Origin of the sequence: Bacillus sp. MZGC1 (genome assembly GCF_002998605.1) — a bacterium.
Taxonomy (GTDB): domain Bacteria; phylum Bacillota; class Bacilli; order Bacillales; family Bacillaceae; genus Bacillus.
On sequence record NZ_PVRE01000002.1, the window covers coordinates 576,781 to 603,164 of the forward strand.

At 40.8% G+C, this 26,384-nt stretch carries 22 protein-coding genes; all 22 read left to right on the forward strand.

Annotation, left to right across the window (positions count from 1 at the left end):
- The first annotated feature begins 65 nt into the window (after positions 1-65).
- The 22 genes from C6Y06_RS08165 to srlE all read left to right on the forward strand — a co-directional run bounded on the left by C6Y06_RS08165 (position 66) and on the right by srlE (position 26,377).
- Positions 66-1,985, forward strand: coding sequence for a stage V sporulation protein D (locus tag C6Y06_RS08165; RefSeq protein WP_106036772.1), 1,920 nt, complete (start codon positions 66-68; stop codon positions 1,983-1,985).
- Between the two features lie 212 nt (positions 1,986-2,197).
- A complete protein-coding gene (locus C6Y06_RS08170; protein WP_066031763.1) occupies positions 2,198-3,673 on the forward strand; it encodes a UDP-N-acetylmuramoyl-L-alanyl-D-glutamate--2,6-diaminopimelate ligase in 1,476 nt (491 codons plus the stop codon).
- A gap of 135 nt (positions 3,674-3,808) precedes the next feature.
- Positions 3,809-4,783: a phospho-N-acetylmuramoyl-pentapeptide-transferase gene (mraY, locus tag C6Y06_RS08175; RefSeq protein ID WP_003211854.1), complete on the forward strand. Its 975-nt coding sequence runs from the start codon at positions 3,809-3,811 to the stop codon at positions 4,781-4,783.
- A gap of 9 nt (positions 4,784-4,792) precedes the next feature.
- Positions 4,793-6,139: a UDP-N-acetylmuramoyl-L-alanine--D-glutamate ligase gene (gene murD / locus C6Y06_RS08180; protein WP_411265985.1), complete on the forward strand. Its 1,347-nt coding sequence runs from the start codon at positions 4,793-4,795 to the stop codon at positions 6,137-6,139.
- A gap of 59 nt (positions 6,140-6,198) precedes the next feature.
- Positions 6,199-7,299 carry a stage V sporulation protein E gene (gene spoVE / locus C6Y06_RS08185; RefSeq protein ID WP_003212197.1) on the forward strand — a complete coding sequence of 367 codons (1,101 nt, stop codon included), beginning with the start codon at positions 6,199-6,201 and terminating at the stop codon, positions 7,297-7,299.
- Positions 7,300-7,496: 197 nt separating this feature from the next.
- Complete coding sequence (gene murG, locus C6Y06_RS08190) at positions 7,497-8,591, forward strand: undecaprenyldiphospho-muramoylpentapeptide beta-N-acetylglucosaminyltransferase (protein ID WP_066030946.1); 1,095 nt, start codon at positions 7,497-7,499, stop codon at positions 8,589-8,591.
- Positions 8,592-8,622: 31 nt separating this feature from the next.
- Positions 8,623-9,534 carry a UDP-N-acetylmuramate dehydrogenase gene (murB, locus tag C6Y06_RS08195; RefSeq protein ID WP_034662552.1) on the forward strand — a complete coding sequence of 304 codons (912 nt, stop codon included), beginning with the start codon at positions 8,623-8,625 and terminating at the stop codon, positions 9,532-9,534.
- A gap of 127 nt (positions 9,535-9,661) precedes the next feature.
- Positions 9,662-10,441, forward strand: coding sequence for a cell division protein FtsQ/DivIB (locus C6Y06_RS08200; protein ID WP_060596191.1), 780 nt, complete (start codon positions 9,662-9,664; stop codon positions 10,439-10,441).
- Positions 10,438-11,127 (forward strand): DUF881 domain-containing protein, encoded by a 690-nt coding sequence (locus C6Y06_RS08205; protein WP_106036774.1) that lies wholly within the window; start codon positions 10,438-10,440, stop codon positions 11,125-11,127. The genes C6Y06_RS08200 and C6Y06_RS08205 overlap by 4 nt, the downstream gene beginning before the upstream one ends.
- A 20-nt stretch (positions 11,128-11,147) precedes the next feature.
- On the forward strand, positions 11,148-11,873 hold the full coding sequence (locus C6Y06_RS08210) for a DUF881 domain-containing protein (RefSeq protein ID WP_066030945.1): 726 nt from the start codon (positions 11,148-11,150) through the stop codon (positions 11,871-11,873).
- Positions 11,873-12,241 carry a small basic family protein gene (locus C6Y06_RS08215; protein ID WP_003210988.1) on the forward strand — a complete coding sequence of 123 codons (369 nt, stop codon included), beginning with the start codon at positions 11,873-11,875 and terminating at the stop codon, positions 12,239-12,241. The genes C6Y06_RS08210 and C6Y06_RS08215 overlap by 1 nt, the downstream gene beginning before the upstream one ends.
- Before the next feature lie 159 nt (positions 12,242-12,400).
- On the forward strand, positions 12,401-13,723 hold the full coding sequence (gene ftsA / locus C6Y06_RS08220) for a cell division protein FtsA (protein ID WP_034662541.1): 1,323 nt from the start codon (positions 12,401-12,403) through the stop codon (positions 13,721-13,723).
- 33 nt (positions 13,724-13,756) lie between these two features.
- Positions 13,757-14,902, forward strand: coding sequence for a cell division protein FtsZ (ftsZ, locus tag C6Y06_RS08225; RefSeq protein WP_024424252.1), 1,146 nt, complete (start codon positions 13,757-13,759; stop codon positions 14,900-14,902).
- A gap of 292 nt (positions 14,903-15,194) precedes the next feature.
- On the forward strand, positions 15,195-18,701 hold the full coding sequence (locus tag C6Y06_RS08230; protein ID WP_106036775.1) for a S8 family peptidase: 3,507 nt from the start codon (positions 15,195-15,197) through the stop codon (positions 18,699-18,701).
- A gap of 249 nt (positions 18,702-18,950) precedes the next feature.
- Positions 18,951-19,880: a sigma-E processing peptidase SpoIIGA gene (gene spoIIGA, locus C6Y06_RS08235; protein WP_060596194.1), complete on the forward strand. Its 930-nt coding sequence runs from the start codon at positions 18,951-18,953 to the stop codon at positions 19,878-19,880.
- 58 nt (positions 19,881-19,938) lie between these two features.
- Positions 19,939-20,658: an RNA polymerase sporulation sigma factor SigE gene (gene sigE / locus C6Y06_RS08240; protein WP_007499746.1), complete on the forward strand. Its 720-nt coding sequence runs from the start codon at positions 19,939-19,941 to the stop codon at positions 20,656-20,658.
- Between the two features lie 142 nt (positions 20,659-20,800).
- Positions 20,801-21,580 carry an RNA polymerase sporulation sigma factor SigG gene (sigG, locus tag C6Y06_RS08245; protein ID WP_003211879.1) on the forward strand — a complete coding sequence of 260 codons (780 nt, stop codon included), beginning with the start codon at positions 20,801-20,803 and terminating at the stop codon, positions 21,578-21,580.
- 151 nt (positions 21,581-21,731) lie between these two features.
- Positions 21,732-22,670: a sugar-binding transcriptional regulator gene (locus C6Y06_RS08250; RefSeq protein WP_060596195.1), complete on the forward strand. Its 939-nt coding sequence runs from the start codon at positions 21,732-21,734 to the stop codon at positions 22,668-22,670.
- Between the two features lie 445 nt (positions 22,671-23,115).
- The gene (locus tag C6Y06_RS08255) at positions 23,116-24,360 is read left to right on the forward strand and encodes an NAD(P)H-dependent oxidoreductase (RefSeq protein WP_034662533.1); all 1,245 of its coding nucleotides are present in this window, start codon (positions 23,116-23,118) and stop codon (positions 24,358-24,360) included.
- 12 nt (positions 24,361-24,372) lie between these two features.
- On the forward strand, positions 24,373-24,804 hold the full coding sequence (locus C6Y06_RS08260; protein ID WP_034662530.1) for a transcriptional regulator GutM: 432 nt from the start codon (positions 24,373-24,375) through the stop codon (positions 24,802-24,804).
- Between the two features lie 18 nt (positions 24,805-24,822).
- Positions 24,823-25,353, forward strand: a complete 531-nt coding sequence (gene srlA / locus C6Y06_RS08265; RefSeq protein WP_106036776.1) for a PTS glucitol/sorbitol transporter subunit IIC — start codon at positions 24,823-24,825, stop codon at positions 25,351-25,353.
- A 13-nt stretch (positions 25,354-25,366) separates the two neighbouring features.
- Positions 25,367-26,377: a PTS glucitol/sorbitol transporter subunit IIB gene (gene srlE, locus C6Y06_RS08270; RefSeq protein WP_060596196.1), complete on the forward strand. Its 1,011-nt coding sequence runs from the start codon at positions 25,367-25,369 to the stop codon at positions 26,375-26,377.
- The last annotated feature ends 7 nt before the right edge of the window (positions 26,378-26,384 follow it).

Sequence of the window (26,384 nt, forward strand, 5' to 3'; positions counted from 1 at the left end):
GCGTTCTACAAAAGGACGGGCCTGCATATGATGAAAACAAGCCATATGTAAGGAGTGAACCGGGCGTGCGAGTGTCAAGTGTAACAGTGAGAAAACGATTGCTTTTCGTGCTGCTGTTTGGGGTGATCATTTTTTTCATCATAGATACTAGATTAGGATATGTGCAGTTTATTATGGGCGAGAAGCTGACAAGCTTAGCAAAAGATTCATGGAGCCGAAACCTTCCATTCGAACCGGAACGGGGAGATATTTTGGACCGGAATGGAGTAGAGCTTGCGACGAACAAAAGTGCCCCATCTATATTGGTCGTCCCTCGGCAAATTAAAGATCCTGCAGAAACAAGCAAGAAATTGGCAGCAGTACTGAATATGTCTGAAGAGAAAGCGTACAAGCATGTCACGAAGAAAACATCAATTGAACGAATTTCTCCTGAGGGCAGAAAGGTATCTCATGAAAAAGCAAAAGAAGTAAGAGAGCTTGATTTAGAAGGCGTGTATGTAGCAGAAGACAGCATCAGACATTATCCGTTTGGCAGCTTTCTTTCACATGTACTGGGCTTTGCTGGAATCGATAATCAAGGTTTACTTGGACTGGAAGCCTACTATGACGATGATCTAAAAGGCGAAAAAGGTTCTGTGAAGTTTTATTCCGATGCAAAAGGGCAGAAAATGCCAGATGAAGCAGACGATTATACACCGCCTAAAGATGGTCTTGATATGAAATTAACAGTCGATTCAAAAGTACAAACCATCATAGAACGGGAATTAGACAATGCGCAGGCAAAGTATAATCCAGATGGTATGATTGCGATTGCGATGAATCCGAAAAATGGTGAAGTGCTGGGAATGTCAAGCAGACCAGATTTTGATCCAGCTGACTATCAATCAGTTGACCCAAAAGTGTTTAACCGAAATCTTCCGGTGTGGAGCACATATGAGCCGGGTTCGACGTTTAAAATTATTACACTTGCAGCAGCATTAGAAGAAAAGAAAGTAAATTTAAAGCGCGATTCATTTTTTGACAGCGGATCTGTGACAGTTGATGGTGCAAGACTTAGGTGCTGGAAAAAAGGCGGGCACGGATCACAGTCATTCTTGGAAGTGGTTCAAAATTCCTGTAACCCCGGCTTTGTAGAGCTAGGAGACCGTCTTGGGAAAGATAAATTATTTTCCTATATTAAAAATTTCGGATTTGGTCAAAAAACAGGAATCGACCTTCAAGGGGAAGGGCGGGGGATTTTGTTCCCGCTTGATCGTGTAGGTCCTGTAGAGCAGGCGACCACGGCCTTTGGGCAAGGTGTATCTGTTACGCCGATTCAGCAAGTAGCTGCAGTAGCAGCTGCGGTAAATGGCGGGACACTTTACACGCCTTATATTGCAAAAGAATGGATAGATCCAATCACAAAAGAGGTCGTGAAAAAGCAATCACCGATTGCCAAAAAGAAAGTGATTTCAGCAGAGACATCTAAAGAAATCAGGTTTGCACTTGAAAGTGTAGTCGCCCAAGGAACTGGCCGAAATGCATTTGTTGAAGGGTATCGGGTCGGCGGAAAAACAGGAACAGCACAGAAGGTAAAGGACGGAAAGTATATGGAGAATAACCACATTGTGTCGTTTATCGGATTTGCGCCTGCAGATGACCCAAGTATTGTAGTCTATGTGGCTGTGGATAACCCAAAAGGCACCATTCAATTTGGTGGTACCGTGGCCGCACCAATTGTTGGTCATATTATGCGGGACAGCCTGCCTGAGATGGGTGTGAAAAAAAGAAAAGGCCAAATTGAAAAGAAGTATCAGTGGCTGGACACAAAAACCATTGAAGTACCGAATCTTGTAGGGGGATCTGTTTCAGATCTTGAATCCCTCTTGATCAACCTAAAGATCGATGCCTCAGGAACTGGCAGTAAAGTAGTGAAGCAATCACCTGCTGCTGGGACAAAGGTCAAAGAAGGCTCCACGATCAGATTATACTTAAACGATGAATAATAAAGAATGAACAGAGGGTAGCCGCACTCATTCGGCTGCCTCTTTTTGTTGAAAGAGAAGGACCGTTTGAAAAAAAGAGTCCAAAGTGTGTTTTTTCCAACAGAAACTTAATGAATACGCTGGATGTATCCTTTTTTTTACGATAAAATATAGACTGTGTGTTTTTTTCACAAGACATGCACGTGAACGAATTTGAGAGGTTTGATATGAAAATGAAATTACAAGAACTGCTTACATACTTTAAAAGTGAAAACAACGAATTGATAAACGAAAATCCTGATATCACTTCCATTGAAATGGATTCAAGAGAGGTGAAAAAGGGAAGCCTTTTTGTCTGTATAAAAGGCTATACAGTAGATGGACACGATTATGCTGAAAAAGCGGTGAAAAGCGGGGCTGCAGCAATTGTAGCGGAACACCCTCTTAACATAACAGATGTACCAGTCATTATTGTGAAACACTCTCAAAGAGCACTTGCAAGAATAGCTGATGCGTTTTATGGACAGCCAACTCATAAGCTGAATCTCATCGGGATCACAGGCACAAACGGAAAAACCTCAACAACACACATGATCGAACAAATGATGAGAAAAGCCGAGAAGAAAACAGGCTTAATCGGTACGATGTATATGAAGGTGAATGATGACATTCTCGACGTGAAAAACACCACACCTGAAAGTGTCACACTTCAGAAAACGTTTAAACAGATGCTTGATCAAGATGTAGATACAGCCATTATGGAAGTATCATCACATGCACTCCATCTTGGCAGGGTGCATGGATGTGATTATGATATTGCTGTTTTCACAAACCTTACACAGGATCATCTTGACTACCACAACACAATGGAAGAATATAAACACGCGAAAAGCTTGCTATTTTCTCAGCTCGGAAGCGCCTTTCATCACAATAAACCCAAGCATGCGATTTTAAATGCAGATGATGAGGCTTCGAGTTATTTTGAAAAAGTCACAGCTGCTGAAGTCATGACGTATGCCTTAGAGCAAAAAGCAGATGTCATGGCAAAAAATATTCAAATCATGCCGAAGGGAACTCAATTTGATTTGGTCACTCCAATTGGCACCAAGAATGTGACGGTTGCCCTCGTCGGAAAGTTCAATGTGTATAATATCCTGGCAGCTGTATCAGTCGGGATCGTATCTGGCTTAACGTTTGAGTCGATCGTTAGTGCGATTGAAGAGTTGGAGGGAGTCAAAGGCAGATTTGAACTTGTAAACTGCGATCAAGATTTCCCTGTCATTGTCGATTACGCGCATACACCTGACAGTTTAGAAAATGTCCTCACAACGTGTAGAGAATTAACAGAGGGCAAAATTTTCTGTGTGATTGGCTGCGGCGGCGACCGTGATAAAACAAAGCGTCCTCAAATGGCCCAAATCGCTGTGAAATATGCAGATGAACCTGTATTTACATCAGACAACCCAAGAAGCGAAGATCCTTCAGCCATTTTAAAAGATATGGAAAATGGGGTGCCAGACGCGTATTATCATAGCTTTGTGAATCGGAAACAAGCCATCTTCTTTGCCATTGCCAATGCGAAAAAAGGCGATACAGTCTTAATAGCGGGTAAAGGCCATGAGACATATCAAATCATTGGCGATCAAGTCTATGACTTTGATGATGCAAAGGTTGCAGTTGACGCTATTTTAGATCTAAACAAATCTTAAAATGATGAAAAGAGTGTAATGAAATGAAGCATTTTGTACAAAAACAACATACGAAGAACGCGAATGAATACCATAATAATGAATGCAATTTTCTGATGGAAAACGGCTTTGGAAATTCGGAAGGAGTAAAGAACGATGCTTGAACAGGTGATATTGTTTACAATCATAATGGGATTTTTAATCAGTGTTCTTTTATCCCCGATTTTTATACCGTTTTTAAGAAGACTTAAATTTGGTCAAAGTATTAGAGAAGAAGGCCCGCAGTCTCACCAAAAGAAATCTGGTACTCCGACAATGGGCGGAATTATGATTATCTTTTCTATCACCATTACAACGATTGTGATGATCAACAAATTCTCTGAGATTAGTCCAGAAATGTTTTTACTGTTATTTGTCACACTTGGTTACGGCCTATTAGGATTTTTAGATGATTATATTAAAGTAGCGATGAAACGAAATCTTGGATTAACATCGAAACAGAAATTAATCGGTCAAATTGTGATCGCAGTGATCTTTTATGCAGTTTTCCATTATTATCAGTTTGCAACGACGATTCGCATTCCAGGAACAGACGTCAGCTTTGATTTAGGATGGGCTTACTTTATCCTTGTCGTTTTCATGCTTGTCGGAGGTTCTAATGCCGTGAACTTAACGGATGGACTGGATGGTCTCTTATCTGGAACCGCTGCTATTGCTTTCGGAGCTTTTGCCATACTGGCTTGGAATCAATCCCAGTATGATGTAGCGATCTTTTCAGTAGCTGTTGCAGGAGCCGTCCTTGGTTTCCTTGTGTTTAACGCACATCCTGCAAAAGTATTTATGGGTGATACAGGTTCTCTAGCATTAGGCGGAGCCATTGTAGCAATTGCGATTTTAACGAAGCTTGAAATTTTACTTGTCATTATTGGTGGAGTATTTGTTGTTGAGACGCTATCCGTTATTCTTCAAGTGATCTCCTTTAAAACAACCGGCAAAAGAATCTTTAAGATGAGTCCGCTTCACCACCACTATGAGTTAGTTGGCTGGTCAGAGTGGAGAGTAGTTGTCACCTTCTGGACAGCTGGTTTATTACTTGCTGTTTTAGGAATTTACATCGAGGTGTGGTTATAATTGAATAAGATGCAAATGTTAAAAAACGAACAAGTACTAGTATTAGGTCTTGCAAAAAGCGGATATGCGGCAGCTTCAATTCTTCATGAACATGGAGTAAATGTGACGGTAAATGATCAAAAACCGTTTGAAGAAAACGAACCTGCTCAGCTACTTTCTGAAAAGGGGATTGATGTCGTTTGTGGCAGTCATCCTCTTCGTATATTCGAAGATAAAGAAATTACGATTTTAATTAAAAATCCAGGAATTCCATATGAAAATGTGATGGTTCAAGAAGCGCTTCGCCGCCAAATTCCAGTTTGGACGGAAATAGAATTAGCGTATCATTTAACCTCATCCTCTTTTATTGGGATTACTGGATCGAATGGAAAAACCACTACCACGACTTTGATTTATGAAATGCTGAAAAAAGACAGCCAAAAAACATTAGTGGCGGGTAATATTGGAACAGTTGCCAGCGAAGTCGCTGCAAATGCAGCTGGCGATGAGTGGATCGTAACGGAACTCTCTTCTTTTCAGTTAATGGGAACAGTTGAGTTTAGACCTAAAATCAGCTTAATATTAAATATTTTTGATGCACATTTAGACTATCACCACACTCGTGATGAGTATGAAAAAGCAAAGCAGAAAGTATTCGCACATCAACATGAAGATGATATCGCTGTAATTAACCTAGATGATCCATCGGTCGTAAAACTGGCAGAAGGTTCAAAAGCAAAAAAAGTGTTTTTCTCAGTGAAAGAGCCAGTAGAACATGGTGCGTTTATTCAACATGGTGCAATTTATTACATGAATGAACATATCATTGATGTAAAGGATGTTGTCCTTCCTGGTGAGCATAACCAAGAAAACATTCTGGCAGCTATTTGTGTTGTGAAAAATGCAGGCTGCTCAAATGAAGCAATCGTACACGTTCTCACGACATTTAGTGGAGTGAAGCATCGTCTGCAGTTTGTAGATACAATTCAAAGTCGGAAATTTTATAACGATAGTAAAGCAACCAATATTTTGGCAACAAGTAAAGCATTGTCAGCCTTCGAACAACCGACCATTTTATTAGCAGGTGGACTTGATCGCGGCAATGAATTTGATGAATTGAAACCTTTCATGAAAAATGTAAAAGGAATTATCACATTTGGTGAGACTGCACCTAAGTTTGTGAAGCTTGGTGAAGAGCTTGGAATACATCACGTAAAACATGTCGATAATGTTGAACAAGCAGTACCTGCGGCGTTTAACATATCTGAAGAAGAAGACGTGATTTTATTATCTCCGGCTTGTGCAAGCTGGGATCAACATAAAACATTTGAAGAACGTGGAGACATGTTTGTAAACGCCGTGCATATGCTTAAATAAGGGCTTGTCTCTCATATGACTGACAGCCCAAATGAAATTATGCTTGGGGTGTCGGTCTCTTGACGAATAAGAAAACTTCTCCGGATTTTTTGCTTGTTGTCATTACGTTACTTTTATTGACGATTGGTTTAATTATGGTGTACAGCGCTAGTGCTGTGTGGGCATCGTATAAATTTGATGATTCGTTTTATTTTGCAAAAAGACAGCTTTTGTTTGCCGGAATCGGAGTTATCGCAATGTTTTTCATTATGCGAGTCGATTATTGGACGTGGCGGACTTGGTCAAAGATATTGATTGCTGTTTGTTTTCTCCTTTTGCTGCTTGTACTCATTCCTGGTATCGGTATGGAGAGAAATGGATCAAGAAGCTGGATCGGTGTCGGTGCGTTTAGTATTCAGCCCTCTGAATTTATGAAGCTTGCGATGATTGCGTTTCTTGCAAAATTCTTATCTGAAAAACAAAAAAATATCACATCCTTTCGCAAAGGTTTTGCCCCAGCTTTAGGCATTGTATTTTCTGCATTTGCCATCATTATGCTTCAGCCGGATCTGGGAACAGGAACGGTGATGGTTGGAACCTGTATTATTATGATATTTGTTTCAGGTGCGAGAATTGCTCACTTTATATTTCTCGGTCTTATAGGACTCAGCGGGTTTGCTGCACTTGTCTTATCAGCACCCTACCGAATAAAACGAATTACATCGTACTTAAATCCTTGGGAAGATCCGCTAGGCAGTGGGTTTCAAATTATTCAATCCTTATACGCTGTTGGTCCAGGTGGTCTTTTCGGAATGGGACTTGGTCAAAGTAGACAAAAATTCTTCTATTTACCTGAGCCCCAAACGGACTTCATCTTTGCGATATTGTCTGAAGAGCTTGGCTTTATAGGGGGATCACTCATTTTACTCCTCTTTAGTGTTCTATTATGGAGAGGCATACGAATAGCACTTGGAGCCCCAGATTTATATGGAAGTTTCCTGGCAGTTGGTATTATTTCAATGGTGGCCATTCAAGTAATGATTAACATCGCAGTTGTCACTGGACTTATTCCTGTGACAGGTATCACGCTCCCATTCCTTAGTTATGGCGGCTCATCACTGACATTAATGCTGATGGCGATTGGCGTACTTTTGAATGTAAGCAGGTACGCAAGATATTAACGTGCTGAAGCTCATGAAACCATGTTGACGTTTATTTTGCAAAAGTACAAAAAAATGATTTGAAGAGTGAAAATGACAGTTTTTGTTTCGAAAACGTGTTTTTTGACTCTTCTTTACAGGTTTTAACGGAGCCCTGTTGTTTAAAACAGGGTTTATACTTTGTTCAGAGCAGAAAAAAATTGAGGGGAAATGGTATAATGCGTATAGTAATCAGTGGAGGCGGAACAGGCGGACATATTTATCCGGCCTTAGCCTTTATTAAAGAAGTGAAAAGACTGCATCCTGATGTGGAATTTTTATATATCGGTACTGAAAATGGACTTGAAAAGAAAATTGTAGAAAGAGAAAATATCCCTTTCAAGGCGATAGAAATTTCAGGTTTTAAACGAAAGCTTTCCTTTGATAACGTCAAAACGGTGATGAGATTTTTGAAAGGCGTTCAAAAAAGCAAATCTTACTTAAAAGAATTCAAACCTGATGCGGTCATTGGAACAGGCGGTTATGTGTGTGGGCCTGTGGTTTATGCGGCTTCTAAGCTGAAGATCCCGACTATTATACACGAACAAAACAGCCTGCCTGGTATTACAAATAAGTTCCTAGCGAGATATGTTAATAAAGTAGCCATCTGCTTTGACGAAGCAAAGGCACATTTTCCTTCTGAAAAGGTTGTATTTACGGGAAACCCTAGAGCCTCTGAAGTCGTCTCTATAAAAGAGGGGAAATCTCTTAAAGAATTTGGGCTCGATGAACAGAAAAAAACGGTTCTTATTTTCGGCGGGAGCCGAGGTGCTGCTCCTATCAATAGAGCAGTGATCGAAATGCAAGATGATTTAAAGGCTAAAAACTACCAGCTTTTATATATCACAGGTGAGGTTCATTATGAAAAAGTGTTGAATGAGCTAAAGGAAAAAGGTGCAGCACCTAATATGATCACAAAACCTTTCTTACATCAAATGCCGGAGTACCTGAAATCGATCGATGTGATTGTTGCAAGAGCGGGAGCTACAACAATTGCTGAAGTAACGGCTCTTGGAATCCCAACCATTTTTATTCCGAGCCCATACGTGACGGCAAATCATCAGGAAATCAATGCAAGATCACTTGAAAAACATGATGCTGCGATTGTTTTAAGAGAATCAGAGCTTTCAGGGGATCGTCTGCTGCATGCAATTGATGAAATTGCCGGTAATGAAGAAAAACTCAACCAAATGAGCCGTTTAACGAAAGAACTCGGAGTACCAGATGCGGCTGCACGTTTATATAATGTGTTAAAAGATATTACGACTACATGATGGAATGATATTAGGTAAGGCGGAGGGTAATATGGAGAACTTGAAGAATGAATTATTAGAAGCGCAAGTTGGTAAAGTACTTGAAAATGAGCCGCTTGCTAATCATACAACAATGAAAATAGGCGGACCAGCAGATCTTTTGATCATCCCAAAAGATATCGATGCAGTTAAAACGATCATGGATCAGGTGAAAAAACACCATACGAATTGGACGGTCATTGGAAGAGGATCGAATTTACTTGTACTTGATAAGGGAATTCGTGGAGTTGTTCTCAAGCTAGGTGCTGGACTGGATCACCTAACTGTAAATGATGAAGAAATTACAGTTGGCGGCGGCTATTCTGTCGTAAGGCTCGCGACATCTCTTAGTAAGCAGGGTCTTTCAGGGTTGGAATTCGCAGCTGGTATTCCAGGGTCTATTGGAGGCGCTGTTTATATGAACGCAGGTGCACATGGATCTGATATCAGTAAGATTCTTGTGAAAGCTAGAATCTTATTTGAAGATGGAAGCATCGAGTGGCTCACAAATGAACAGATGAATTTCAGCTATCGAACATCAGTCCTTCAAAAAGAACGACCTGGCATTGTTCTCGAAGCCGTGTTTAAGCTCAAACAGGATGATCGCGAAAAAATCACAAAGAAAATGCAGCAAAATAAAGATTATCGTAAAGAAACCCAGCCTTATAACCGGCCATGTGCTGGCAGTATTTTTCGAAATCCGCTGCCTGAATATGCAGGACAGCTTGTAGAAAAAGCGAATTTAAAAGGATACCAAATCGGCGGAGCTAGAATTTCCGATATGCACGGCAACTTTATAGTCAACGCTGGTGGAGCTACTGCTCAAGACGTGCTGGACCTAATTCAGTACATCCAAAAGAAAATTAAAGAAGACTACAACGTAGATATGCATACAGAGGTAGAAATTATCGGTGAAGAAAATTAACAGCTAGTTTTTATGAATGATGGCATCACAGGAAAACAAACGGCATGAAAGAATGCCGTTTGTTTTCTCATCAAAATGATGACCCAAAGATGTGGACAAGCAGCTTTGAATGAGGTGAAGAGTATATATGCGGCCTGATCATGAAAATGAAAAGATCGTCAATATAGAAGAGCGAATTCCTAAAATTAAAGAACAAAGGAAGCAAAAAGCGAATCGTAGACTGATCTCTTTTATACTACTGTTTTTTATCATGGTTTTAATTATTATTTATTTGCAAACACCAATCAGCAAAATTTCTTCTTTAACCATCACAGGTAACGAGCATGTCTCTACAAAACAGCTTGTTAAACTTTCACAAATTAAAGAAGGCGAAACAGAGTTTTGGAATTTAAATAAAGATATAACAGCAGATCATATTAAACAAAATAAACTGATTAAAAGCGTTAGGATCAAAAAGCATTTCCCAAATAAGGTCAGTATTGCTGTCAAAGAATATGCAAATATTGCGTATCTTCAAAAGGGAAATCTATATTATGAGCTTCTTGAAAATGGGACCGCTTTACCAGAAGAAGTTACACCGAGTCATGCAGGACCTATTTTTGTCGATTGGGACAACAAGGAGAAGCTGAAGCAAACCGTTAGATCTTTAAATCAGCTGCCAGCCTCTATTCAGGAACTCATCTCAGAAGTATATTATGTGCCGACAAATTCAAACCAGTGGCTAGTTAAATTTTATATGAATGACGGAAACACTGTGATTGCATCAATTAAAACATTCGGTGATAAAATGAAAACCTATCCAGCCATTGTAAAAGAACTTTCGTCTTCTGAAAAAGGCACAATCCATATGGAAGTCGCTACGTATTTTGAAGCGTTTAAATCTAAGAAAAAGGAAGATGAGCGTTGAGAGGCAAAACAGTTATATTCTCAATTGTCATGCTTGTTCTTGGTTTTCTGATTTCTTTTTCATACCAATATACAAAGCAGCATCAGGCAGATGTCATTCGAACAGAGCAATGGAAAAAAGAATACTCTCTGAAAAGTCAGCTCACAAAGCAAGAAAAGGCGAATCAGAAACTCGAAAAAGAATTATATAGTCTTCAATCAAAGGTTCAAGCGACAGAGTCCAATTTGAAAAATGAAAAAGAGCAGTATTTTAATGTACTGGAAGATGTTGAGAAATACAGAATGTTTACAGGAGAGATTGGTGTAAAAGGAAAAGGGGTCAATGTATCTCTTGAAGATGCATCTTATATCCCGAGTGGACAAAATGTCAATAATTACATTGTGCATGAGAGCCACATTTTTCATGTGATAAACGAACTATTTATATCAGGGGCTTCTGCTGTATCTATTAATGGGCAAAGAATCACACACCAATCATACATACATTGTAATGGTCCAGTTGTCACTGTTGATGGTGTTCAGCATCCAGCACCATTTGTCATTTCTGGTATTGGAGATCCGGCTGTGTTAATACCTGCTTTAAATATTGCAGGAGGAGTGGTCGATCAGCTGACAAGTGATCACATTTCAATGACGATTGAGAAAACGGATATTCGTATGAACCCTCTTTTAAGAAACAAAGATTAAAAGTGAAAAGGTGAGTGGTGTTGAGGAAAAAGAAGCCTTTACTTAGTTTAACAGCTTTAATGATCATATTTGGCATCATGGTCTCCATCCAGTTTAATTCTTTACAAAAGCCCAAAGTTCGTGATACTCGTGATGTTTGGGAACTGAGAGAGGATTTATCTGCATCTAAAAGTAAGGAATTGGATTTGCTCAAAGAAATTGATAAATACGACGAGATGCTAAAAAAATATGGTCATCAAGGAGATCAATCAAAAGAAGCACAATTAACAAAAACGTTAAAAGATTTAAAAGAAAAGGCTGGTTTTACAGAAGTGGAAGGGGAGGGGATTGAAATTGAAATTTCTCAGCTTTTTTCAAAGGACCTTACCGGAGAAGAAGTGAAAAATATCCCGCCTGATCTTCTGAAAAAGTTAATTAATGAAGCCAATATGTTTGGGGCAAAACATATTTCCATCAATGATCGCCGTGTAATTAATACAAGTGTGATTCGAGATATTAATGGCACGACAAAAATAGATGGTTACAGCTTAGATAGTGATGAAGTCAACATTAAAATGATTAGTGAGCAGGCCGACAAATTATACAGCCGTTTAAATGTATCAGATATTGGTGATTTGTTTGCTCAGGAAAACTTCAGCTTGAGTATGAGCCAGCCGAAGAAAAAAATCCATTTAAAAGCATATGACGGTGCAATTCAAGTAAACGAATTGAAGCCTCTTGAAGATGTAAAGGAGGGAAAATCTTAATGTGGCTTCCTGTACTTGGCTTAATCATAGGAGTTGCGATCGGTTTCTTAACAAATTTTACGATACCGAATGAGTATTCTAACTATCTTTCCCTCGCTGTACTTGCTGCGCTTGATACATTGATTGGTGGAATCCGAGCACATCTGCAAGGGGCATACGATGAACTAGTGTTTGTATCAGGCTTCTTCTTTAATATTATACTCGCAATAAGTTTAGCTTTTCTGGGCGTCCATCTTGGTGTAGACTTGTACTTAGTCGGAATGTTTGCATTCGGCGTTAGATTGTTTCAAAATATAGCAGTTATCAGAAGAATTCTACTAACAAAATGGACAATTTCAAGAGAAAAAAAGAAAAAAAGTGAGTCATAAAAAAGGATATACATATGATGTAACGAATATTTTCAGTAATCCTAATAAAAAATGTTGATTTTTTAAGTTTTGTTACACACTTGTAAAAACACATTCATTGTATTGTTGTTCAGCAAATAATAGAATAGAAAGTATTGATATGTGAGGAGGTGCCATAGAATGAACAACAATGAAATTTACGTCAGCCTTGACATCGGTACATCCAATATAAAAGTCATCGTCGGAGAAATGGCGGATGATTCGCTTAACATTATAGGTGTTGGAAATGTCCCTTCAGAGGGGTTAAAAAAAGGATCGATTGTTGATATAGATGAGACAGTTCATTCTATTAGACAAGCATTTGAACAGGCTGAGAGAATGGTAGGATTTCCTTTACAAAAGGCGATTGTCGGAATTAACGGAAACCACATTCATATTCAGAATACGAGCGGCGTGGTCGCAGTATCTAGTGAAAACAAAGAAATACATGCTGAAGATGTGAGACGTGTCTTAGATGCAGCACAAGTAGTATCTATTCCTCAAGAACATCTCGTCGTAGACGTGATTCCAAGACAATTTATCGTCGACGGAAGAGATGAGATCACAGATCCGAAAAAAATGCTTGGTGTTCGGCTAGAGGTGGAAGGATCGTTAATTACAGGTTCTAAAACGATTCTACATAACTGGCTCCGATGTGTAGAAAGAGCTGGAATTGAAATTATGGATATTTGCTTGCAGCCAATCGCATCGGGCTCAGCAGCATTATCGAAAGATGAAAAAAATCTCGGGGTAGCTCTTGTCGATATTGGCGGCGGATCTACAACGATTTCCGTATTTGAAAACGGGCATCTCTATTCTACTCACAGTATCCCTTTGGGCGGAGAGAACATTACAAAAGATTTGTCTATAGGACTTAGAACTTCCACTGAAGAAGCTGAACGAATCAAAAAACAATTTGGGCATGCGTTTTATGATGAGGCATCGACTGAGGAGACATTTGAAGTTTCTGTGATCGGTACCGATCAAAAACAAACGTATACACAACTTGATGCGGCTAACATTATTGAAGCGCGGCTGGAGGAAATCCTGCTCTTTGTGGCAGAGGAATTAAGAAATATGGGTGTCCATGATTTGCCTGGTGGATTCGTTCTAACAGGTGGACAGGCAGCCATACCAGGTATCCTTTCTCTTGCACAAACGGTTTTGCAAAACAATGTCAGGATTGCAAGTCCGAATTATATCGGGGTGAGAGAGCCTCAATATATGACAGGAGTGGGTTTGATCCACTTTGCTTATCGCAATGCAAAGATTCAGGGTAGACAGGTTGGATTCCAAATGCCAGATGAGGCGTTTCATGAAGTAGGCGCATCCATGGAGCCGGTTTCTTCTGCACCACAAGTGAAAGAAGCGCAGCCAAGACCGAAAGTTAAACAAAAAGCACAACAAGAGACAAATAAAAAACCGGGCAAAATGAAAAAACTATTTAATATGTTCTGGGAATAGAATTAGATTTTCGACGGATTAGGAGGATTCAGCATGTTGGAGTTTGAAACAAATATAGACGGCCTAGCATCAATTAAAGTAATCGGAGTAGGTGGCGGCGGGAATAACGCTGTCAACCGAATGATCGAAAATGACGTACAAGGTGTCGATTTTATTGCAGTCAATACAGATGCACAGGCGTTAAATCTATCAAAAGCAGAAACTAAAATGCAAATCGGTGCTAAGCTGACAAGAGGGCTTGGAGCAGGTGCGAATCCTGAGGTCGGTAAGAAGGCTGCTGAGGAAAGCAAAGAGCAGATTGAAGAAGTACTAAAAGGCGCAGACATGGTCTTCGTTACAGCTGGTATGGGCGGTGGAACTGGTACGGGTGCTGCACCTGTCATTGCAAAAATCGCAAAAGATTCTGGTGCATTGACAGTTGGAGTCGTGACTCGTCCTTTCACATTTGAAGGAAGAAAGCGTCAGCTTCAAGCAGTTGAAGGAATTGCTTCTATGAAAGAAGCAGTGGACACATTAATCGTGATTCCAAACGATCGCTTGCTTGAAATTGTTGATAAAAACACGCCAATGCTGGAAGCATTCCGCGCGGCAGATAACGTGCTTAGACAAGGTGTTCAAGGGATTTCCGATTTAATTGCAACACCAGGTCTGATTAACCTTGACTTTGCTGACGTGAAAACAATCATGTCCAATAAAGGTTCGGCTCTTATGGGTATTGGTGTCGCAACAGGTGAAAACCGTGCTGCTGAAGCAGCGAAGAAAGCCATTTCTTCACCACTTCTAGAAACAGCGATCGATGGTGCTCAAGGCGTCATCATGAACATTACGGGTGGCACGAACCTAAGTCTTTATGAAGTGCAAGAAGCAGCGGATATTGTGGCTTCTGCATCTGACGAAGATGTAAACATGATTTTCGGGTCTGTCATCAATGATAACTTGAAGGATGAAATTGTGGTGACTGTGATCGCAACTGGATTTATTGAGCAAGAGCCAGAAGTGACAAAACCACAAAGAAATCCACTAGGACAAGGATTAAAGCAAAATCAATCCATTCCTCAAAAACGTGAAGTAAAACGTGAGGAACATCAGCAGCCATCATCTCAGCCGAGACAAAATACACAATCAAGTGATGATACGCTGGACATTCCAACGTTCTTACGCAACCGCAATAAACGCTAATCGAGTATAGCTTAACCCCTTCCATTGGAAGGGGTTTTTTCATGTCTCAACGTATAAGGGGACTCTAATCAAAAAGTCTTAAAAGCGTGAGAGCCACTTCATCTTTCATATGTAATTTGACTTAAGGTGCTTAAGAAAAAAGAATCATTTTTAACCCCTCTTACAAAAAACGACAAGATGATGACCTTTATTTGACTACATTAAAAAGAACACCATGAATCTTGTCATGAACAAAAGAAGGAAAGGAGTGAGACATATACTCTGTTTGGCCATTTGAGGAGGAGGGATTTGATTGAAATTGAAGTTTCGCAAAACCGCCGGCTATCGTTTGATGAGTCTTTTGGTGATAGGTACTTTAACGATGACAAGCTTTGGGATGGTTCAAGCAAAATCGACTTCTACCTCATATCAGGAGGAAGCTGTTTCCTCTAAGACAACAAAAGCAAAGATCTCATCTAGATTAATGAAACAGTTTCAACAGGATGACAAGGTGACCTTTTTAATCAAAATGAAGGAGCAAACAAATACGCAAAAAGTGGCGAAGGAAGCTGTGTCCAGAGCCAAAAAACAGAAATTAACAGCGGCTAGAACGCAGTACACAAAAAGATCAGCCGTCGTATCAGAATTAAGAGCAACGTCTGAGGAGACGCAGCAAGCGCTGCTTACGTATTTACAAAAGGAACAAAAGAAAAAGCAAGTGAAGGAGATTCATTCGTACTATATTGTGAATGGTCTAGCGGTGACGGGAACGAAAGAAGTCATGGAAAAGGTGGCTTCCTTCCCAGAAGTAGATCAAGTGCTGCCGAATGAAACCCGTCAAATTCATCGCCCCGTTGATTTGAAGACGTCTAAGCAGAAAAAACAAATGAAAGCAGTAGATGGAGTCGAGTGGAACATTTCTCAAGTTCATGCTCCAGAAGCGTGGGCTTTAGGCTATGACGGTATTGGTACTGTTGTGGCAAGTATTGATACAGGAGTGGAATGGGATCATCCTGCTTTAAAGGAAAAATACCGCGGATTTGATCCAGCACACCCGAATGATCCATCTCATGAATTCAATTGGTACGATGCTACAACAGGATCTGAAGCGCCATACGACGATTTAGAGCATGGTACACATGTGACGGGAACGATGGTTGGCTCTGAGCCAGATGGAAAGAATCAAATCGGAGTCGCACCAGGCGCAAAATGGATTGCGGTGAAAGCTTTCTCAGAAGATGGTGGTTCAGATGCTGATCTACTTGACGCAGGAGAGTGGATTTTAGCACCAAAAGATGAGGACGGAAACCCACATCCAGAAAAGGCACCAGATGTCGTCAATAATTCTTGGGGCGGTGGGCCTGGTCTTGATGATTGGTATAAAGATGTGGTCAATGCTTGGAGAGCGGCGGACATCTTCCCAGAGTTTTCAGCTGGCAATACCGATTTATTTAACCCTGGTGGTGAGGGATCAATTGCAAATCCTGCGAACTATCAGGAGGCCTTTGCAACGGGTGCAACGGATCAAGACAACAAATTGGGGTCTTTCTCGCTGCAAGGTCCGTCTCCATATGGCGTCATGAAACCAGATATTGCGGCCCCAGGGGTAAACATTCGTTCATCCATTCCAGGGAAAGGGTATGAAGATGGCTGGAATGGGACGTCGATGGCTGGTCCGCATGTTTCAGCTGTTGTGGCTCTTCTTCGCCAAGTACAGTCAGATCTTTCTGTTGAAGAGATTGAACAAATTCTCATTGATACAGCGAAGCCGTTGACTGATCAGCAATTCCCGGAATCCCCTAACAATGGCTATGGGGCAGGTTTAGTTGATGCAAAAGAGGCGATTACGGCATTAACAGATGGAATTGGCACGATTGAAGGACAGGTGACAAACGAAGATGTTAATTTAGGTGATATGAAAATAACAGATCAAGCCCTGCCTCAAAAAGAAAAGGCTGTACATCCACATAAGAAGCCTGCAAAAACAAAAGAATTGAAAAAGGAAAAAAATCTTGATGCTCCGTCCATCAAAGCTCTTCCTATGAAAGCGGAAATCAGTGTTCTTGAAAGCGGAAAATCAACGTACACAGATGAAGCGACAGGGAGATATCAGCTTACTCACAGTGCAGGGGAATTCACGGTGAAAGCGGAAGCTTACGGGTTTGAATCACGCAAACAAACAGTCAATATTTCTTCAAATGAAACGGCTGAGGCAAATTTCGCCTTACAGCCACTAAAGAAACGAACGATATCCGGTACAATTGTCAATGAAGCAACGGGTGAAAAAGTAAAGGATGCCACGGTTTATCTTGTAGAAGATGCGAAAATTAAGCCGGTGAAAACAGATGAAGATGGCGAATTTTCTCTAGAGGCATTGAGCGGTGTCTATACCGTCAAAGTATTTGCGAAAGGGTTTAAAGGATATTCTTTTACAGCAGATGTGACAGAAAAGCCGGTTGAAAAAGCCATTCAGCTAGAGCCATTCATCGGCTTTGCTGGTGAAATTAGCTACGATGACGGAACAGCTGAAAATGCGCGAGCCTTCTATGATCCTGGCAATGGCTGGGCTGTGAAGTTTTCGTTAGAAAAGGGGAAGAAACAAGCGCAACTCACAGGAGGGCTTTTCCGTTTCTGGTCATCAGAGTGGCCAGCTCCTGGCGGGAATGAATTTGCGGTTGAAGTGTATGATGCTTCTGGGAAGAATGGAGCTCCAGGGGAGAAAATTGCAGGACCTCTAAAAGCGAATGCGCTGCGTAATGGTGAATGGACAAAAGTAGATTTAGAAGATCAAGCCATTACGGTGGATGGAGATTTCTATCTTGTCTATATTCAATCGAAAAAGAATACGGAGTCTCCAGGACTTGCAACGGACGAAGATGGTCCAAATGCTGAAAGAAGCTGGCAGCTGACAAGCGGTGCTTTTTCTCCTTCTCCAAAAGAAGAAGGGAATTATATGATTCGGGCGCTTGTTGACTATGAAGCAGATGTGCCAGAGATTATATCTCCGAAGGCCGGAACCATTTCGAACAAAGGTGAACTGGAGATTGAAGGCAAAGCCTCCCCTGGGCTTGATGTAGCGATTTATCAAAACGATGAAGAGATTGCCAAAGTGAAAGCAGATCAGTCAGGCGCTTTCAAAGAAAAGGTCACAGTTTCAAGTGGAGAGCATGTATTCACAGCTGCGACTGTTACGGATAAAGGCGCAACGAAACGATCAAAACCAGTAAAGGTCATCATTGATCAAACAGCTCCAGCACTCACCATAGATACACCTAAAAAAGGGGAAAAGTCTAATAAAGAATCACTCACTGTAGAAGGAAAGGTCACAGATGATCATCTTGATCAAGTCACTGTAAATGGAAAAAAGGCAACCGTAAAAGATGGAAAATATTCCGCAAGAATACTGCTTGAGAACGGGAAAAATACAATAAAAGTAACAGCGAAAGATGCAGCAGGAAACAAAACGACTAAAAAAGTCAATATCGATGTCCAATACGAGGCACCTGAAATTTCTAAGCTGACTCCAGCAGAGAATGTCCATCTATCATCAGGAGAGTCTGTTAAAATTTCATTTAACAGCAGGGAAAAGCTAGACGCAACGTTTGTTATTCACATGCCGCTGACAAACGCGAGATCAAAGCTTCAAAATACAACAGAGCTGCCGCTTCGCGAAGTATCTAGCGGAACATATGAAGGCTACTGGACAGCTACTTCTACCGCCAAAGCAAAAGGTGCGGTCATTGAAGTAATTGTGCGAGATGATTATGGAAATGTCACAAGACAAAAGGCTTCAGGCACATTAAACATCAATGAAAAGTAACTTAAACAAAAGACACGATTTCCAGGAGCGTGTCTTTTTTTTTTCGAGCAATTGTTTGAAAGCTTGTCCAGAAGAACACTCTCTTGCTTCGCGCTCTCATTCCTCGACAAAAACAATAACAATCCACCAAAAGTTCTCTATCATCCCCAACAAGAATTGACAGACTTCCATCTCTTGACTGTTTTATACTGGTACAAACAAGTGCAAGTACTGCTTTTGATTCTTTGTTTCAGATGAAAGGAGCAGAAGGTGGTCATTTATTTAGATGTGATCTGGCTGTTAAACTTTTGTTTTGATCTATTGCTTCTCTTACTCACTGCATTTATTCTCAAACGACAAGTAAAAAAAAGGCGATATATGTTAGGAGCTCTCATTGGATCGAGCATTGTTCTCTTGCTCTTTACACCATTTGCAATGGTTGTGTCACACCCTTTAGGCAAACTATTTTTTTCTGTCTTCATCGTTCTTGCAACCTTTGGTTTTCAAAGATTTCGTTCCTTTTTTCAAAATCTGTTTGCTTTTTACTTTGTAACATTTTTGATGGGAGGAGGCATGATCGGGGTTCATTCGTTTTTGCAAACCAACACAGTGATCCAAGATGGCCTGCTCATTTCACAAAATGATGGCTTTGGTGATCCCATTAGCTGGCTTTTTGTTTTAACCGGCTTTCCTGCGATATGGCTGTTTTCAAAGAAAAGATTAGGAGAGGTTGGTGCGAAAAAAAGACAATATGATGAACAAGTGCTTGTAGAGATACACATTCACGGGGAGACCATCCGCTTAAATGGACTCGTCGATTCTGGCAATCAGCTGTATGATCCTATGACAAAAACACCTGTCATGATCGTCCAGGCCGATCAGCTAACGGCCATTTGCGGAGAGCCATTTATAGAGCTCATGAAACAGTCTCATCCTGTTGAAGTGATGCAAAAGATCGATGATCAATTTCCCCTTCTTGATCGATTAAGACTTGTTCCATATCGAGCAGTCGGTCATGATCACGGTTTTCTACTATGCCTAAAACCAGATACAGTCTTCATTTATTCAAAGACGCTTATGATTCAGCCAGCCAAGTGTTTTGTAGGGTTGAGTCTGAGCGGTTTATCAGCAGATCAGGAATTTCAATCCATCATTCATCCAGATATGTTAGACGGGAAAATCATCCAGGGGGTGTCGTAGTTTTTTGTGATGTCTTTTATCTTACGAGGTCAACTTGACATTTAGAAGGGAGAAGAAGATGAAAAAATTAAAATTTAAACTCACTTACTACTGGTATAAACTCCTCATGAAGCTAGGTCTAAAGAGTGATGAAATTTATTATATTGGTGGAAGTGAAGCGCTGCCGCCTCCATTATCAAAAGATGAAGAGCAGGAACTGCTTGTCAAATTACCAAAAGGTGATCAAACCGCAAGGGCGATTCTGATCGAAAGAAATTTGCGTTTAGTCGTTTATATCGCAAGGAAATTTGAAAACACAGGTATTAATATTGAGGATTTAATTAGTATCGGAACCATTGGCCTGATCAAAGCAGTCAATACATTTAACCCTGAAAAAAAGATCAAGCTGGCAACATATGCTTCGAGATGTATTGAAAATGAGATTCTGATGTACTTGAGGCGAAATAATAAAATCCGTTCAGAAGTCTCGTTTGATGAACCGCTCAACATTGATTGGGACGGAAATGAACTGCTTTTATCAGACGTACTTGGAACAGATGATGATATTATCACGCGGGATATTGAAGCAAATGTAGATAAAAAACTGCTGAAAAAAGCGCTGGAGCAGTTAAATGACCGCGAAAAGCAGATCATGGAACTAAGATTTGGCTTGGTCGGCGGTGAGGAAAAAACCCAAAAAGATGTCGCTGACATGCTTGGGATTTCCCAGTCGTATATTTCGAGGCTTGAAAAAAGAATCATTAAACGATTACAAAAAGAATTTAATAAAATGGTCTAAAAAAATTTTTTGAAAGCTCGATCCCTTTACTATCAAAGGGATAACCATTTTTTCACATGATTCTCGTCATCGCTCGTGCATATTTTTCCATCCCAAGGAGATACTGAACTTTGTACAACAGCTCCTGTAGGGAGGGAAAAAAGTGTCCAGAAATAAAGTGGAAATCTGCGGAGTCGACACCTCCAAACTGCCTGTTCTGAAAAACGACGAGATGAGAAAATTGTTCAGACAGCTGCAAGATGAGGGTGACGATACAGCAAGAGAAAAGCTAGTCAATGGCAATTTACGGTTGGTTTTAAGTGTGATTCAGCGTTTTAACAACAGAGGCGAATATGTCGATGATCTCTTCCAAGTAGGCTGTATCGGATTAATGAAATCAATTGATAATTTTGATTTAAGCCACAATGTCAGATTTTCAACTTATGCGGTTCCTATGATCATAGGAGAAATCCGTCGATACTTGCGTGATAACAACCCGATTCGGGTGTCTCGTTCACTAAGAGATATTGCCTATAAGGCACTTCAGGTCCGTGAGAGGCTGATTAGTGAGACAAGCAAGGAGCCAACAGCAGAAGACATTGCCAAAGTGCTCGAAGTGCCTCATGAGGAAATTGTCTTTGCCCTAGATGCGATTCAAGATCCTGTATCTTTGTTTGAACCGATCTATAATGACGGAGGAGATCCGATTTATGTGATGGATCAAATTAGTGATGAACGGAACAAAGACACACAATGGGTGGAAGAATTGGCCTTAAAAGAGGGCATGCGCAGATTGAACGACAGGGAAAAAATGATTCTTCGTAAACGCTTTTTCCAGGGCAAAACGCAAATGGAAGTCGCTGAAGAGATCGGGATTTCTCAAGCACAGGTCTCAAGGCTTGAAAAAGCAGCCATCAAACAAATGAATAAAAACATCTTTTAAAGCCGCCGCTTCATGTGCGGCTTTTTTCATTCTTGTTAGAGAACATGCCCCTAGTATTGACTCGGTTATTTTTTTCATTTAATCTGTTTTTAACAAATGTTATTTTAGATATCATTTGTTAGGGAACACTTAAGCGGAAAGAAGGGTTATTATGACATTCCATGATGAAAGAAGGCTGCTCATTAAGGTTGCGCATATGTATTACGAAGAAGGCGCCACTCAATCTAACATTGCAGAAGCTGTTGGGGTTAGCCGTTCGCTCATATCGAAATATTTGGCAAAAGCACGTGAAGCAGGAATCGTGGAAATCATTATTCATGATGAAGTCAATCAACAGTATGGATCGTTAGAAAGAAAAATAGAACGCAAATATGGGCTGCGAGAAGTCGTCTGTGTGGAAACGCTTAGCAAAGACACAACCAAAAGCCGAATCGGTGCGGCGGCGGCGGGCTTTTTATTAAAAGTGATGAAGGATGGACAAGTTATCGGCTTTTCCTCAGGGACAACGCTGCATGAAATGGCGAAAGCGCTTACGTCTGTTCAGTACTATCCATCCGTGACATTTGTTCCGCTTGTCGGAGGTGTGGGAAATGAAGACGTCGATATCCACGCCAACTATATTATTGCGAGATGCACAGAGGCACTCAAATCTAAATGTGAGTTTTTACATGTACCCGTCATGCTTGATACGAAAGAAGCGAAGGAAGTACTGATTAGACAGCCGTCGATCAAAAAAGTGATTGAACTAGGAGAATCATCAAATATCGCGGTTGTCGGAATTGGCGGTGTTCCGCAGCATTCAACGATGGTGAAATCTTATATGACAAGCGGCGAAGAGGACATCCTTCAAGCGAAGGATGTAGCAGGTGACATTTGCTATAACTTTATTGATCATCAAGGGGAAGTATATCCCCACCCATGGAACGACCGGGTGATGGGCATAAGCCCGCAAAAGCTGAAAGAAATTCCGCTGGTCATAGGTGTCGCCGGAGGCGAAGAAAAAATTGAAGCGATCCGGGCGGCATTAGCAGGTGGATTAATTCATGTATTAATTACCGATGAACGAACAGGAGATGCCTTATTAAAGTAACTACCTAATATCATTAGGTAGTCAGCGTGTAGACAAACCCTCGCATTCGGTGTCAGTCCTGCGTGCCGGTGCTCACGAATGTCAAATTCGCTCCGCTCCGATACTCGTCCTTCCTAGACTGCAAAGGTTTTCTATCACGCTGAAAAGAAGACAAAAGGCTAAAATGAAGATCATTTTAGCCCTTTGTCAACAATCTGTAACTACCTAAATATCATTAGGTAGTTTTTTTTGAGTCTAAAGACTCAAAAAGATTGAAAATTTTATCGATTTTAGCTTGACACAAAGTTGACACATCATATAAACTAAGTTCATAACAAATGATAAATAAAATAACAAATGTTACAATAAGCAGATCTTTGTTAATTTTTATAACATTTGTTAAAAGTTTCAGATTATATTTCTAGCAATCTATTGAGAAGCAAGAAAACCTGAAAGGATGATTTAGATGTCAATCTATCAACAGTTGTTAGCTCGAGAACGCAGTGGAGATCCAATCAAAGTAGGGATTATTGGAGCAGGCCAAATGGGCTTTGGACTCATTTCACAAATTTCTAAAATTCCAGGCATGATTGTCGCTGGTGTTTGTGATATTCACCTTAGTGCAGCAGAGAAGGCAGCAAATTTCTACAAGCAGCATGCGAAGCCGCATCAAATGGTTGTCACAAATGATTACAGAGAAGTGATTCAATCAGATTTCGTGGAAGTTGTAGTAGATGCAACAGGTGTCCCAGAGGTCGGAGCAAACATTTCTTTGGAAGCGCTTAATTCGAAAAAACATCTCGTTCTTTTAAATGTAGAAGTTGATATTACTATCGGTTTGGTCATGCATAAGTTATTCACAAATGCAGGGCTTGTTTACTCAGGATCAGCTGGAGACGAACCAGCAGCAACACTAGAATTATATGAATTTGCGAAAACAATGGGTCTTGAGGTGCTCGTTGCCGGGAAAGGAAAGAACAACCCATTCTTCCCAGAAGCAAATCCAGATACGTGTAAAGCAGAAGCAGATAGTAAACATATGAGTGCACATATGCTGGCTGCATTCCAGGACGGCACAAAAACAATGGCCGAAATGAACTTATTAAGTAATGCGACAGGGCTTCTGCCTGATAAAGTCGGTATGCACGGAGTCGAAGCGAATTTAGAGAATGTAGCAGATAAATTGAATCAAAAACAGCAAGGCGGCGTGCTGGATAACTTCGGAGTCGTTGAATATGTAAATGGACTTGCACCAGGCGTATTTGTCATCGTCAAGAGTGATCTTGAGCCAGTGGATGAAGAACTGCGCTACTTAAAAGTTGGAAAAGGTCCGCACTATACACTTTACCGTCCTTTCCACTTAGCGAGTCTTGAAACACCTGTCACCATCGCAAAAGCGGTCTTACAGCATGATTCATCCATCCACCCAATTGGTGTACCAGTGTCAGAAACAGTAGCTGTTGCGAAAAGAGAGATTAAAGCAGGGGAATCACTTGACGGAATTGGCGGGTACTCCGTAAGAGGTGTACTTGAAACACATCAAGACATGAAAACGAACGGCCACATTCCAATTGGCTTAATCAGCGGAAAAGTCGTAGCGAAAAAAGACATCAAATTAGGACAATTCCTGACTCATGATGATGTAGAACTTGATTCAAACACAACGGTCTGGAAGCTGCGTTCATTACAAGATCATTTATTTCAATCATAAGGACGTGAAGCTATGGAAAAATTAGCAATCGTACTTTGTATCATTCTCATTGTGCAGTATGGGTTATCTTTTATTCAAATCAAGTACTACCGCAAGAGCATGGATTCACTTATTGATGACTACAAAGGGAAGCAAGGCTATCACTTGTTTTCGGGAATGGAACGGCGCAAAGTTGGCCCTGGAGCCATAGCGCTCATCATTGTGGATGAATCTTATATCATTCAAAAATGCCATGTGCTTGGCGGTGTGTCGATCTTATCTAAATTTAAAGAAGTTCCTTCATATGAAGGAAAGCATGTTGGTGCAGTGCTAGACGAGCACCATATGATGAAGCAGACATTGAAAAAACGCAAAAAGGGGCCAGCTGTCATGCACGCACTTTCCATGGCGGCTGAACAAGCACTTGTCTCGATTTCGAAAAAAAATATAACAAATGTGAACTAAAGAAAGGGGAGATGAAACATGGAATGGATTCAATGGTTTGGAGAGCACTTTATCGGAATGTTTGAAGCCGGCGGAAAGCAATTCATGGGTCTTGTTACAGGCATCGTTCCAACGCTTGTTGTGTTACTTACTTTCACTTATGCTGTCATGAAGTTTATTGGAGAAGAGCGAGTGAATAGAGCGATCCAGTTTGCAGCGAAATATACGATTTTGCGCTACACGTTAATGCCGATCTTATCTGTTCTTATTTTGACAAACCCAATGGCTTATACGTTTGGCCGCTTCTTACCTGAAAAACAAAAACCAGCATTCTATGATTCAGCTGTTTCATTTGTTCATCCGGTGACATCACTGTTCCCGTATGCCAACGCAGGAGAACTGTTTGTCTACTTAGGGATTGCAAACGGGATTAAAGAAGCAGGATATTCAATGTCAGAACTTGCTGTTCGTTACTTCTTAGTCGGGATCGTCGTCATTTTACTTCGCGGTATTATTACTGAATGGATTACAAAATACTTAGCAGGAAAAATAAAAGCGAATTCACAATAGGGGAGGGTTAGACATGACAAACCACAAAGTATTTGTTGCAAAAGGTGCTGGCGGATGGGGAAAAGGCTTGGAGCTTGAACCGACTGGTAAAAGAAGAAAGGTTGTTTCCATTACAGGGGGAGGCATTCACCCAGTTGCACGTAAAATTGCAGAAATGACAGGGACAGAAGCATGTGACGGCTTTAAAAACTCGATACCAGAAGATGAAATGATGTGTGTTGTCATTGACTGCGGTGGAACTGCGCGAATCGGACTGTATCCAATGAAGCGCATTCCAACTGTAGACGTTTTGGCATCCTCTCCTTCTGGACCGCTTGCAAAACATATTACAGAGGATATCTTCGTATCAGGCGTAACAGAAAAGGATATTTCCTTTGCGGAAGCATCTGATGGTGAGTCGAAAGTAGAAGGTCAGGAAAACAGTGAGCCGATTGACAAGGAGAATTTCAAAGAAACCTATTCAAAACTGAAAGAGGAAAATATCGAGCGTCAGGAAAAAGGTAATTTCCTCATGAGATTCTCAAGAGGAATCGGGAAAGTCACCGGTACGTTCTATCAGGCTGGCCGTGATTCCGTTGATATGCTTTTGAAAAACATTATTCCATTCATGGCATTTGTCAGTATGTTAATTGGAATTATCAATTATACAAAAATCGGTGACTTGATTGCTCATTTTCTATCGCCACTGGCAGGATCTATATGGGGGCTCTTACTGCTCGTCGTGGTCTGTACATTGCCGTTCCTATCGCCTGTCTTAGGACCTGGAGCAGTCATTGCACAAGTCATCGGTGTTCTCATTGGTAGTCAAATTGCACTAGGGAATATCCCGCCTCAATTTGCACTCCCTGCACTATTTGCCATCAACGGTCAAGTAGGGTGTGATTTCATTCCAGTTGGTCTGTCACTTGGTGAAGCGAAGCCGGAAACGGTACAATATGGGGTACCAGCTGTTTTGTATAGCCGTCTCATTACAGGGGTTCTATCTGTTGTGATCGCATACGTTGCCAGCTTCGGTATGTATTAAACGTATT